Source organism: Streptomyces sp. SAS_272 (assembly GCF_052543235.1).
Genome location: NZ_JBMNDR010000045.1, coordinates 20,620 through 33,498, shown reverse-complemented (window position 1 = coordinate 33,498; position 12,879 = coordinate 20,620). Strand labels below are relative to the sequence as shown.

The 12,879-nt window shown below is 72.6% G+C and carries 9 protein-coding genes; all 9 read right to left on the bottom strand.

Annotated features, from left to right (window positions below; all coding sequences use genetic code 11):
* Position 1: 1 nt before the first annotated feature.
* From ACN6LD_RS24265 to asnB, 9 genes are read right to left on the bottom strand one after another with little or no spacing between them, the layout of a single operon-like run.
* Entirely contained in the window at positions 2 to 649 is a 648-nt protein-coding gene (locus tag ACN6LD_RS24265) for a PIG-L deacetylase family protein (RefSeq protein WP_319188621.1), read from the bottom strand.
* A complete protein-coding gene (locus tag ACN6LD_RS24260; RefSeq protein ID WP_319188623.1) occupies positions 646 to 1,455 on the bottom strand; it encodes a glycosyltransferase family protein in 810 nt (269 codons plus the stop codon). The genes ACN6LD_RS24265 and ACN6LD_RS24260 overlap by 4 nt, the downstream gene beginning before the upstream one ends.
* Complete coding sequence (locus ACN6LD_RS24255; protein ID WP_445044254.1) at positions 1,452 to 2,687, bottom strand: class I SAM-dependent methyltransferase; 1,236 nt, start codon at positions 2,685 to 2,687, stop codon at positions 1,452 to 1,454. Before ACN6LD_RS24255 ends, ACN6LD_RS24260 begins: the two co-directional genes overlap by 4 nt.
* Positions 2,684 to 3,958 carry a glycosyltransferase gene (locus tag ACN6LD_RS24250; protein ID WP_319188627.1) on the bottom strand — a complete coding sequence of 425 codons (1,275 nt, stop codon included), beginning with the start codon at positions 3,956 to 3,958 and terminating at the stop codon, positions 2,684 to 2,686. The genes ACN6LD_RS24255 and ACN6LD_RS24250 overlap by 4 nt, the downstream gene beginning before the upstream one ends.
* Before the next feature lie 2 nt (positions 3,959 to 3,960).
* Positions 3,961 to 5,208 (bottom strand): O-antigen ligase domain-containing protein, encoded by a 1,248-nt coding sequence (locus ACN6LD_RS24245; RefSeq protein ID WP_319188629.1) that lies wholly within the window; start codon positions 5,206 to 5,208, stop codon positions 3,961 to 3,963.
* A 1-nt stretch (position 5,209) separates the two neighbouring features.
* The gene (locus ACN6LD_RS24240) at positions 5,210 to 6,739 is read right to left on the bottom strand and encodes a right-handed parallel beta-helix repeat-containing protein (RefSeq protein WP_319188632.1); all 1,530 of its coding nucleotides are present in this window, start codon (positions 6,737 to 6,739) and stop codon (positions 5,210 to 5,212) included.
* 14 nt (positions 6,740 to 6,753) lie between these two features.
* On the bottom strand, positions 6,754 to 8,727 hold the full coding sequence (locus ACN6LD_RS24235) for an alginate lyase family protein (RefSeq protein ID WP_445044253.1): 1,974 nt from the start codon (positions 8,725 to 8,727) through the stop codon (positions 6,754 to 6,756).
* Positions 8,724 to 10,922 carry a bi-domain-containing oxidoreductase gene (locus ACN6LD_RS24230; protein ID WP_445044252.1) on the bottom strand — a complete coding sequence of 733 codons (2,199 nt, stop codon included), beginning with the start codon at positions 10,920 to 10,922 and terminating at the stop codon, positions 8,724 to 8,726. Before ACN6LD_RS24230 ends, ACN6LD_RS24235 begins: the two co-directional genes overlap by 4 nt.
* Positions 10,923 to 10,950: 28 nt before the next feature.
* The gene (gene asnB, locus ACN6LD_RS24225) at positions 10,951 to 12,876 is read right to left on the bottom strand and encodes an asparagine synthase (glutamine-hydrolyzing) (protein WP_445044251.1); all 1,926 of its coding nucleotides are present in this window, start codon (positions 12,874 to 12,876) and stop codon (positions 10,951 to 10,953) included.
* Positions 12,877 to 12,879 lie beyond the last annotated feature (3 nt).

The following is a 12,879-nucleotide window of genomic DNA, read 5'->3' as shown; positions in this document are numbered from 1 at the left end:
TTCATTCCCCCAGGTCGAGAGTGAGTTTGGTGACGGCGAACGCCTCGGCGTAGCGGGCGTGGCATTCGATACCGCGGATCCGGGCCAGCCCGAGGAAGGCCTCCCGGTCGTACCAGGGCCGGTGCCGCTGCGAGGGATAGTGCTCCTGCAGCAGCCGCACCTTCTGTTCGGCGATCTCCGCGGACAGCGGCTGGTACCCGGACGGACGGCCGAGGTCGCCGTCCCACTTGACGATCTCGTAGCCGAGCACGAGGTGGTCGCGGAACGCGGTGCGCATCAGTTTCGCCAGGCCGCGGTGATCCTGGTGCGCGTCGTCGGTGCGCGGGGCGAGGACGAGATCCGGTTCGGTCTGCCCTCGCAGCTCCTCGACCGCGTCCTTCGCCTCGCCCCAGTGCGACGGCAGCCGGCCGTCCGGCAGCTTGAGCACGGTCAGCCGCAGGTCGGCGCCGGGGCAGAAGGCGGCCAGCGCGGCCCGCTCCTCCTGCTCCCGCTCGCCGCCGCCGCCGGAGAGCACCAGCGCGTCGACGCGGATGCCCGGCCGCGCGAGGCACAGCGTCAGCAGGGTGCCGCCGGCGCCGATGGCGATGTCGTCGCAGTGCGCGCCCACCGCGACGATCCGGTCCAGGCGCCCCGCGCCGAGCCGGATCATACGGTCCCCGTCCCGGCACTCGCCCCGGCGCCGTCCCGTTCCCACACGGCCCACGGGCGCTCGCCCCGGGTGTAGGCGTCGTCGAGCGCGGCCCGCTCCTTCACCGTGTCGGTCGGCTTCCAGAAGCCGCGGTGCTGGTGCGCCACCAGCCGCCCGCGCTTGGCCAGTTGGGCGCATCCGTCGGCCACCAGGTCACCGCCCTCCGGGATGTGGTCGAAGACCTCCTGGCGGAGCACGAAGTAGCCGCCGTTCTCCCACAGCGGCATGTCGCTCACCGCGGTGATGCCCCCCACCAGGCCGTCCTCGCCCAGGTCCACGCAGTGGAACGAGGACTGCGGCGGCACCACCATCATCGACGCACCGGCGTCGCGCCGGGCGAAGTTGTCGATCATCTCCGGCAGCGGGGCGTCGGTCAGCACGTCGGCGTAGTTGGCGAGGAACATCTCGTCGCCGTCCAGGTGGTGCCGCACCCGGCGCAGCCGCTCCCCGATCGGCGACTCGATGCCGGTCTGCACGAACGTGATCGTCCAGGAGGCGATGTCGGTGGACAGCAGCTCCGTGCGGCCCTTGCGCAGCACGAAGTCGTTGGACGTCGTCTCCTCGTAGTTGAGGAAGAAGTCCTTGATGTGGTGGGCCCCGTACCCGAGGCACAGGATGAACTCCGTGTGCCCGAAGTGCGCGTAGTAGCGCATGACGTGCCAGATCAGCGGCCGCGGGCCGACCATCGCCATCGGCTTGGGCACGTCGTCCGCGGCGCCGCTGCGCATCCGCATCCCGTAGCCGCCGCAGAACAGTACGACCTTCATGACGTGACCTCGACGATGCTCAGTTCCGGTATGGGAAAGACGAGTCGGCCGCCCCAGGCATGCACGAACGACAGCTGCTCGACCAGCTCGGCCCGCAGGTTCCACGGCAGGACGAGGACGTAGTCCGGCCGGTCGACGGCGATCTGCTCGGGCTCCAGGATCGGGATGCGGGTGCCCGGGGTGAACCTGCCGTGCTTGTAGGGGTTGCGGTCGACCGTGTAGGGGAGCAGGTCCGGCCGGATGCCGCAGTGGTTGAGCAGGGTGTTGCCCTTGCCCGGTGCGCCGTAGCCGACGACCGTCTCACCGCGCTCCGCCGCCTCGATGAGGAACCGCAGCAGGTCCCGGCGCACCTTGGCCACCCGCGCGGAGAACTCGGTGTACCCGGACAGCTCCTGCAGCCCCGCGGCCTTCTCCCGGTCCAGCACCTCGGCCACCCGCCGGGTGGGCTCGCCGGCCGCCTCGGACGGCCGCGCCCACAACCGGATCGACCCGCCGTGCGTGGGCAGCAGCTCGACGTCCACGAGCGTGAGCCCGCCGCTCGCCAGCGCCCGGGCCGCGGACGCGACCGTGTAGTACTGGAAGTGCTCGTGGTAGATCGTGTCGTACTGGTTCTCCTCGATCAGGGTCAGCAGGTGCTGCACCTCGACGGAGACCCAGCCGTCGTCGGCGACCAGGGCGCGCAGCCCCTCGGTGAACCCGACCACGTCCGGGATGTGCGCGTACACGTTGTTGGCGACGACCAGGTCCGCCGGGCCGTGCTCGGCCCGCACCTGCGCGCCGGTGGCCGGATCCAGGAACGCGGTGAGCGTCGGCACCCCCGCGTCCCGCGCCGCGGCGCCGACGTTCACCGAGGGCTCCACGCCGAGGCAGCGGATCCCCCGGTCCACCACGTGCCTCAGCAGGTACCCGTCGTTGCTCGCGACCTCGACCACGAAGGCGTCGGGGCCGAGGCCCACCCGCTCCACGGCGTCGGCGACGAACGTCCGCGCGTGCTCCACCCACGAGGTCGAGAAGGAGGAGAAGTACGCGTACTCCTTGAACGTCTCCTCCGGCGTGATCAGCGGAGGGATCTGCGCGAGCCAGCAGTCGGTGCAGACCCGCAGATGCAGCGGGTACGCCGGTTCCGGATCGTCCAGTCGGTCCGCGGCGAGAAAACTCTCGCACGGCGGGGTCGCCCCCAGATCGACGACGCTCGCCAGCGCCGCCGAGCCGCAGAGTCGGCATCGTGTCATCTACTGCCCCCATCCCGCTCGCGCGGGCGCCCCCGCCGCGAGTCAGTGCTGTTGTCCCCTACCGGGGGCGGGCTGTCCCCGCCCCCGGACCGACCCGCGATCGCGGTGCGGTACCCCTCCACCAGACGCTCCAGGCCGACGGCCGGGCTGAAGCCCTGCTCGTACCGGCGCCGGGCCGCCCGGCCCATCTCCTGGTTGCGGACCGTGCCGTCCGTGATCCGGCGCAGGCACGACGCGAGCGAGGAGGCCTCGCCCGGCCGGTGCAGCAGCCCGCTCACCCCCTCCTCGACGAGTTCGACGAAGGCGCCGTGCCCGGCGGCGACGACCGGGACCCCGGCCGCCATCGCCTCCACCACCACCAGGCCGAACGCCTCCAGCCAGGTGGAGGGAGCCACCACGGCCACCGACCCGGCGACGGCCTTGCGGCACTCCGCCGTGTCGTACAGGCCGACGTACCGCACGTCGTCGCGGCCCGCCGCCCAGGCCGCCACCTCCCGCTCCAGCGGTCCCGTGCCGGCGATCACGAGCGGCACGCCGACACCGCCGCCGGCGGCGATCTCGTCCCAGGCGGCCATGAGCAGTCGCACGCCCTTGGCCTCCGCGAGCCGGCCGAGGTAGAGCAGATGCTCGCCGGCGCCCACGCGCCGGTCGTCCGGATCGGGCACGAAGTTGTGCTTCACCGTCAGCCGTTCGGCCGGCATGCCGGCCTGCGCCAGGACGTCGCGCTGCGCCGCGGAGATGCAGAAGAACCGCTCCACGCCGGACCACCACCGCCGCCGGTTGACCGACAGACTGACCGCGAGCGGCACCGTCGCCAGCCGGGAGTTCCGGTAGCAGCCGTGCCGGACGGCGGGCAGCGGCGTGGACCCGACGCACTCGGTGCACGGCCGGCCGTCCCGCTGCAGTGTGCCGGGCGGGCAGATCTGGGTGTAGTTGTGCAGCGTGGCGACGGCGGGCACACCGGCGTCGGCGCAGGCCGCCAGCACCGCCGGCGACAGGAGCGGGAAGACGTTGTGGACGTGCACCACGTCCGGCCGCTCGGCGCGCAGCTTCGCGGCGAGCTCCCTGCGCACCGCGGGGTTCCACGGCACCAGCAGCGGTATCGCGACCTTGCCCGGCAACGACCGGGCGGCGATGTCGTCGCTGCGCCGCTCGAACACCTCGACCCGGTGCCCGGCCCCGCGCAGCAGTGCCACCTCCTGGTCGACGACCTTGTTCTCCCCGCTCGGCTGCGCCGAGGCGTAGCGGTTGTGCACCACGAGGACGTGCATGGTCAGGTCACCTCCGTTGTACGGGCCCAGCGCGGGACGGGACGCCGAGGGACTTCGGGCCCCGACGGGGGAGTGGGTTCGGCGGGCGCCGCCAGCAGCGAGGCGGCCACGGCCAGGTGCAGGAGGTACGGCGAGGCGTCGCCGAGACCGGCCTCGGTGTACGAGGCGATCGCGCAGTAGCTGATCAGGAAGATCGCGCAGGCCCTCGACAGCGACGGCGGCCGCAGCAACGCGACGCCGCCCAGCACGATGATGATCGTCGCCACCAGCGCGATGCCCGTCACGCCCTGCTCGTTGTAGACGGCCAGCCAGCTGTTGTCGATCGGCAGCCCGCCGAACGACTTGTCGCCCAGACCCGTGCCGAACAGGTGCTCCGTTGTCGTCCGGGGCGCCGCCAGCAGCGCGTGCCACACCTTGGCCCGGCCGGTGAGGCTGGCGAAGTTCTCCTGGCTCTGCCCGCGCAGGAACCACGCCTGGAGCGCGGAGCTGAACCCCACCGCGGCCACCGCCGCGCACAACACCCCCCAGGAGAAGACCCGACGGGCGGCGGCGCTGGTCAGGACGAGTGAGGTGATCGCCAGCACCAGCGCGATGACCAGGCCGAGCGTGGCCGTGCGGGTGTGGGTCAGCGCGAGCAGGCCGAGGGACGGCACGATCACCACGGCGGCGCTCCTGCGGTCGGTGCGGCGGCCGAGGAGCAGCAGCACGGTGAGCCCGATGATCACCGCGGCGTACTGTCCGATCTGCGGCGGGGTGAGCGGCCACAACGCGCCGACCAGCCGCCCGCCGTAGAGGTCGGGCAGCGCGGCGCCCGGGGAGACGACCAGGCCGGCGGCCACCGAGGCGAGCACCGCGTAGTACATCCGGATGTGGTGCCGGACGAACGTCGGGCCGCCGTCCCACCAGCGGCTGAGCAGCCACAGCGTGCCGACGAAGAGAGCCAGCCGGAAGCAGCGGAACAGCGCGCCGAGCCCGGCCCCCTGGTCCACGCTGGAGATCAGGCTCGGCACCAGCAGCAGGGTGAGCAGGAACACGTAGGCGCTGGCCCGGATGCGCACCCGGGGGTTGACCACGAGCGCCAGCGCGAACGCGGCGACCAGCGAGCCCATGGTGACCATCTGGATGAGGGAGCGGGGCAGCGGGACGATGGTCACCGCCCCTGCGGAGCCGAGGGTGTTGAGGACGAGCAGTCCCCAGACCGTCCCGACGATCTTCGACGTGTGGGCGGCGCCGGTGTCCGCGGAACTCATCTCAACCACCGTCCCCGGCGCGGAAGGCGCTGCCCGCGTCCTGGCGGTAGGGCGCGGCCTGCCACTGCTTGACGTCGACCGTCCGGCTCGCGTCGTGGACGACGAAGGTCCACGGACCGACGTAGACGTTGTCGTGCCACCGGTTGTGCTGCCCGCCGGTGATCGCCTCGGCGACCCGCTCGCCCTGGTACGGCGACCAGTCCGGATAGGTGCCGTAGTTGGACAGCACCGCCATCAGGCCGCACTTCGCCGTGCAGCCGACGACGGACTTGTCCAGCACGAAGCGGTTGTCGTGGATGTCCACCCGCTGGGTCTTCCAACGGCAGTCGGAGTACAGCGGCGCCTCGGCGATCGCGGGCTGCGCACAGCGGCCGGTGTCCTTCACCAGCAACGTGCAGTCACCGGACGAGGTGTTGGCCGGGCTGTTGCAGAACCGGTCGGCGTTCTCCCACAGGGTGATCCCGGACCAGTTGTTCTCCAGCACGTTGCGGTAGATCTCGAGCTTGTCCGTCCGGGCCCGGACCCGCGGTTCGCCCCCGGACTCGGAGATGTAGACGGTCGCGAACGGGAACGTGTCGCCGGCGGCGGCGTAGGCGCGGCCCTCGACCCAGTTGTTCCGCCGGATCGTGTTGTTCCGGATGATCGCGTTGTAGCTGATCTCGTAGATCAGCGCCGCACCGTCGTTGTCCTCGATCAGGTTGCCCTCGATGAGGAAGTCGTTGTTGTTGGTGTCAGCCCACAGCCCGGTCCCACGGTTGCCGTGCACCCAGTTGCCGCGTACGACCGCGCCGTTCACCGCCCAGAACTTGACGCCCCCGCTGCAGCCGCAGTCCGGCCGCTGCCGCTCCCAGTCGTCCGTGTTGTTGCCCACGATCTCGTTGCCCTCGACCACCAGGCCGCCGACATCGCCGGCCTTGTACGCGTTCATCCCGTACTGGCCGTTGTCGCGCAGGCAGCTGGCGCGGACCTGCTGGCGGGCTCCGGCCATCAGCCCGGCGCCGGAGTTGTTCCGGATCGTCGCGTGCTCGATCACCCACCCGTCGGCCGAGTCGTGATTGACCACGCCCTCGTCGCGGGGCGCGACGAAGTTCTGCACGGTCAGGTAGCGGACGGTGACGTCCGCGGCCGCGCCGCCGAACGCGTAGTGGTTGCTCCTGCGGCCGTCGAGCACCGCGCCCGGCGCCCCGAGGTAGACGTCGCCCTCCTTGGGGATCACCTGGTCGTAGCGGTTCGACAGGAGCGTGTGCCTACCCGGCCGAAGCCAGAAGGTGGTGTGCGGGGGGCTGCTCTCGCTCTTCGCGGCGAGGTCGCCGGGCACCGCGGGGTCGACCGTCACCGCGCCCGCCGGCGCCTTCGCCGGCCCGGCGGCCGGCTTGGCGCACACCCGGGCCACGGACGTCGGAGGCGCGGAGGGCGCGGCGGTCGGTCTCGGCGTCGCGTCCGTCGTGCCGCCGTCACAGCCGGTCGCCGCCGCCAACGCCAGCGCCAGCGCTGCCGCCGGCAGCGCCCGGTGCCGCCACGTGATCCCCACGCGCCCTCCCCTCCCTAACCCTGGAACCTGAGCACGGTGGTGAAGCCCTCCGTGCCGTCGGTGAAACCGGCGCCGACCAGGGTGGTGGCGGCCTCCTTGCGCCCGAAGCCGGCGGAGTACCAGCCCAGCGGCGGGTCGCTCTCCCCGCGGTGCGCCCCCCAGGACAGCTGTCCTGGCAGGTCGAGCACCGCGGAGCGGTCCTCGCCGTCCCGGGTCCAGGTGAGCTGCGCCCGGTTCCCCGCCAGCTCGGCGGTGACCGCCGGGCCGAGGTGGAACACCAGGCGCACGGCCCGCCGCGGGCCGCGCACCTCGTCGACCACCCGCAGCTCGCTCGCGGACGTCAGCTCCACCCGGCGTCGGTGCACGGAGGGCCGGTAGCCGTCGTGCTCGGCGCACCAGCGGACCGTCCCCCCTTCACCGGCGCCGGACGTGTCCGCGACCAGGACCCGGCTGCGGGCGTGCCGGGTCCACAGGAACGGACCGCCGGATACGGACTGGTCCTCGCCGTCCAGCTCCAGGGTGTTGTGGCCGAGGGTCGAGCGGAAGTACCGCCGCCACGCGGGCTGCCCGTGGTAGCAGAACGTCCCCGGGTCGGCGAGCACGTCCACCCCGTCGTGCCGGACCTCCACGGACAGCGCGTCCGCGTGGGCGTGCGCGGCGATGGACAGGAATCCGTGCGGGCCGCCGTCGCAGCGGCACCAGATCTTCTCCGGCCCCCGCAGGACGGTCATGCCGGCGTCGGCGAAATGGTCCGGCCGGTTCGCCGGGCGTGACACGGCCGGCGCGGTCCCCTCCTTCGCGTACGGCCGGACGAGCGCGGCCAGCAGCGGGGTGCGCACATCGGCGCCGGTCACCGTCGGCCACCAGGCGAGCCGGCCGAACACCGCCTCCCCGGTCGCCAGCAGCGAGCCCCAGCGGTCGGTGCCCGCGCCGTCGACGACCAGCCCGTGCCCGTCGTCCGCGTCCCCCTGGCGCGGCGGCCGCAGCCGGTCGTCCACGACGGCCGCGAGCGCGTCGGTCATCCGCAGCAGCACCAGCCGCACCGTCGCGGGCACCGGCACGTTCGCCGCGTCCGCCTCGGCCACCGCCGCCAGACCGAGCTCCAGCACCAGCCCGTGGTACTCGCTCGCCAGCTCGCGGTTGAGGCCGGAGGGGAAGGTGTTGGCGCGCAACTGCCGCTCCAGCGACCGCAGCGCGTCGGCCCGCCAGCGTGCCGAGGCGGGGAACCAGTCGAACGCGCAGGCCGCGGCGAACTGCCCGGCGGTCTCGGCGATGACGTGGTTGTTCGCCGAGGACCCCCGGCTCGGGAAGGCCGCCAGCCAGCGCTGGTGGTGCCAGATCTGCCGGAGCGCCACCGGATTGCCCTCGAACAGCTCGGCCGCGCCCGGCCAGCCGTCGAGCAGGCGGCGGACCCACACCCAGGACAGCAGCCGGATGCCCAGCTCGATGCCGCTGGTCCAGTGGACCCCGCGCAGCGGCGCGTTGGCGGCCCACCACGACCGCAGGTGCCCTGCCACCCGCTCGGCGTACCGCTCGTCCCCGGTGACCGCGTAGGCGGCGGCGAGCACGGTGAGATGGTGATGCCGGGACAGCTCCCAGATCTGCTTGATGTCCCCGACGGCGTCCTCGTCGCGGTACGGCACGTCGAAGGCGTAGCCCTCCGGCGCCCGGCGCCCGGTCTTCGGGTCGTAAAACCAGTCCGGGTCGACCAGGTCGTCGCGGTCCACCCCGAAGTACTCGGCGTGCCCCGCCATCAGCCTGTCCGCCTCGGCGACGAGACGCTTCGCGGCGTCCGGCGGCACCGCGGCGACCGTCCCCGCCGGCAGGACCGAGGTGAACCGGGCGCCGGTCACGCTCGGCCCGGCCGGCCGCGCCGACCGCCATCGCCGCCTGCGCACCGTGTCGCCCACCCGGCCGGCGACCTCCCGCGGCCCCATCCGGGACAGCCGCCGCAGGTACCAGCCCGGACTCCCCGCACTCACCGTCATCGCGCCCCCGTGAGCGTCACCGGCGCGCCGCCGGCGAGGCCGGTCTGCACGGCGAGGGTGGCCGCCGTGGTGGCGACCAGCGACTCCAGCGGCACCGGCATCGGCCCGCCCGTCCGCACGGCCCGCACGAACGCGGCCAGTTCGGCGGACTGGCCCTTGTCCCGGGCCTTGGGAAGCCGCGAACTGACCCACCGCTTGCGCCCGTACACCGAGGCACGGACGAAGTCGTCGAGCCGCATCACCTTGCCGTCCGCGACCAGGTCCAGCGTCTCCTTGGGGAAGCCGGGCGCGCCGGTGGTGACATAGCTGATGGTGGCGGTGGACCCGTCCGGGTAGCGCAGCACGACCTGAAGGTCCTCGTTGCCGGGAGCGGCCGTCGCGTACACCGAGACCGGATCGGCTTCGAGCAGCCAGCTCGCCGTGTCGATGAAGTGGCCGCCCTCGCCGGCGAACCGCGAGCCCTCGGTGCCCTGCCGGAGGTACCAGCTGCCGTGATCGAGGCGGCCCGCGTTGACCAGGTAGCGCAGGCTCGCCGGTCCGGTCCGGGCCCCGAACCGCTTCCTGGCCTCCGTGAGCAGCGGCGCGAAGCGGCGGTTGAAGCCCACCTGCAGCCGGTCGTTGCCGGACTCCTCCACCGCGGCGAGCACACCGGCCAGTTCGTCCTCGGAGAGCGCCAGCGGCTTCTCCACGAACACCGTCTTGCCGGCCAGCAGCGCCTTGCGGGTGAGCTCGGCGTGCGAGCTGTGGCGGGTGACCACGAACACCGCGTCGACGGATGCGTCGCCGAGCACGGCGTCGAGATCCGTGGTCGCCGCGGCGAAGCCGAACTTCCGCTTCGCGTTGGCCGCGGACAGCGCCGTCGTGGTGACGACCGTGGACAACTCGACGCCGTCACGCTGCGCCAGGTGCGGCAGCAGCATCGACGTCGCGTAGTTCCCGGCGCCGACGAACGCCAGCCGCACCGACGTCTTGGCGGCCCGGGCCGAAGAGGGCGCCGCCGTGCCACGGCGCACCGCGGGCACGGTCACCGCGGGGGCTTCCTGCGCGGGCGCCTGTGCCGCTTCCTCCTTCTGCCCGGGGTACCGGAACAGCACGGCCACGGCCTTCAACTCGCCGTCCTTCAGACGCTGATACGTCTCGACGGCCTCGTCGAAGTCGGCGATGTGGGAGATCAGCGGCTCCACGTCGACCCGGCCGCGGGCGGCGAGGTCGAGGAAGCACGCCAGGTTGCGGCGCTCGGTCCAGCGCACATAGCCGATCGGGTAGTCCCGCCCCTCCAGCTCGTACGCCGGGTCGTACCGCCCGGGGCCGTAACTGCGGGAGAAGCGGACGTCGAGCTCCTTCTCGTAGTACGCGTTCCACGGCAGGTCCAGCCGGCACTTGCCGATGTCGACGACCCGGCCGCGGTCCCGGCTCAGCCGGGCGGCCAGCTCGACGGGCTGGTTGCTGCCGCCGCCCGCGGCCAGGTACACCTGGTCCACGCCATGGCCGTCGGTGAGTTCGGCGACGGCGTTCTCCACGGCCGCCGAGGCGGGATCGCCGCAGGCCGCCGCGCCCAGCCGCTCGGCGAGCTCGCAGCGCACCGGGTCGGGATCGGCGCCGACGACACGGACCCCCGAGGCGGCGAGGAGCTGCACCACCAGCTGCCCGATCAACCCGAGGCCGATGACCAGGGCCACTTCGCCGAGCCGCGACTCGCCCTGCCGGACGCCCTGCAGCGCGATCGAACCGACGGTGCCGAAGGCCGCGTGCTGCGCGGCGAGGCCGTCCGGCACCGGGGCGTAGAGGTTCTTCGGCACCCAGTTCAGCTCGGCGTGCAACGCGTGCTCGTTCCCGGCGCAGGCCACGAGGTCGCCGACCTTCACGTCGTCGATCCCGGCGCCGACCTGCTCGACCACCCCGCACAGCGAGTAACCCAGCGGCGTGTACGAGTCCAGCTTGCCCATCACCTTGCGGTACGTGGCGGGCACCCCGTTGGCGGCCACGCTCTGCACGACCTTGGCCACCTGGTCCGGCCGCGAGCGGGCCTTGCCCAGCATCGACATGCCGGCCTCGGACACCTTCATCAGCTCGGTCCCGGTGGAGATCAGCGAGTAGGCGCTGCGCACCAGCACACCGTCCGCCTTGCACCCCGGCGCCGGCACGTCGAGCAGCGCCAGCTCACCGCTCTTGTAGTTCTGTACGACCTGTTTCACCCGAAGTCCTCTTGTCTCTACGCCGTCGTCAAAGGGAGTTCCGGCCGGACCCGGAGGTCGCGCCGCGATACCAGTGCTCGAGGGTCAGCACATGCCACAGATGCTTGGAGAAGTCCCGTTGTCCGGCGGCGTCCTCGGCGACCATGCGCGCCAGCGCGTCACGGCGCAGGATCCCGGCGCGGACGAGCTCGCCGTCGTTCACCACCTCGCGCACCAGCGGAGCCAGATCCCGGCTCATCCAGGCCCTGAGCGGGGCGCTGAACAGACCCTTGGGCCGGTACACGATCTCCCGGGGCAGGACCGAGACGGCCGCCTCCTTGAGAACGGCCTTGCCCTGCCGTCCGACGATCTTGCGGGCGCCGGGTACCGCGAACGCCGCCCTGACCACCTCGACGTCCACGTACGGCACGCGCACCTCCATCGACGCGGCCATGCTCGACCGGTCGGTGTAGGCCAGGTTCAGGCCCGGCAGGAACATACGGGCGTCGCCCAGGCACATGCGGTTGACGAAGTCGTCGAGGTCGTTGTCCCGGTAGACGTCCGCGTGCTCGGTCAGCACGTCGTCGACCGTCCCGGCCAGGTCCGGATCGATCAGGGCCAGCAACTCGCCCCGGTCGTACATGGTGTAGCTGCGCCGGAACGCGGTCTCCTCCGGCAGATCGGCGAAGGACAGGAACCGCTTCGCGAACCGCACCGACCGGTACCCGCGGCGGGCCGAGGCGACCGGCAGCCGGTCCACGGCCGCGGACAGACCGCGCCGCACCGGCCGCGGGACCCGCTGGTAACGCAGCGCCAGCAGGTTGGCCAGGTGCTTGCGGTAGCCGGCGAACAGCTCGTCGGCGCCCATCCCCGAGAGCATCACCTTGACCCCGGCCTCCCGGGCGGCCGAGCAGATCAGGAACGTGTTGATCGCTGCGGGGTCGCCGATCGGCTCGTCCAGGTGGTACGTCATCTGCGGCAGCAGATCGAGCACGTTCGGGGCGATCTCGATCTCGTGCAGGTCGACGCCGAACCGCCCGGCCACCTGCCGGGCGTAGCGCAGGTCGTCCGGCATCGCCTCGAACTTGGCGTCCTCGGCGCGGAACCCGATCGTGTAGGCGGAGATCCCCGGCCGGTCGCGGGCGGCCAGCGCGGTCAGATAGCTGGAGTCGAGCCCCCCGGAGAGGAAGGTCGCCACGGGCACGTCGGAGATGAGATGGCGCCGGGTCGACTCCTCGACCACGGCGGCGATGTCCGGCTGCTCGCCGGCCAGGGCCCGCTCCCTGCCCTCGGCGGCGACGTCCCGCAGACTCCAGAACCGGCCGCGCTCCACCCGGCCGTCGGGCCGGCACCGCAGCCAGCTCCCCGGCGGCAGTTTCTCCGCCTCGCGGAACGCGCACCGCGAGTCGGGCACCCAGTAGTACAGCAGCGACGCCACCAGCGCCGCGTGGTCCACCTCCAGCGATCCGCCCGTCACGGCGGCGAGCGCCTTCAGTTCGGAGGCGAACACCAGGCCCTCGCCGCGCCGGAGCAGGAACAGCGGCTTGATGCCGAGCTGGTCGCGGACCAGCACCAGGTCGCCGGTGCGCTCGTCGAAGATCCCGAACGCGAACATGCCGCGCAGCCGGGGCAGGCAGTCCGTGCCCCATCGCCGCCAGGCCTCCAGCAGCACCTCGGTGTCGGAGGTGCCCCGGAAGCGCACCCCGGCGGCCGCCAGCTCGGCACGCAGCTCGGGCGCGTTGTACAGCTCGCCGTTGTACGTCAGCACGAGGCCGTCCGAGACCATCGGCTGGGCGCCGGTTTCGGACAGGTCGATGATGGCCAGCCGGCGGTGCCCGAGGTGCACCTCGCCGTCACCGACGGCGTGGCCGTAGCGGCCCGCCCCGTCCGGACCGCGGTGCGCGAGAGTGTCGGTGAGCCGGTCGGTCACGACCTTTCCGTCCGGCCATCGGTACGTTCCTGCGATGCCACACATGTG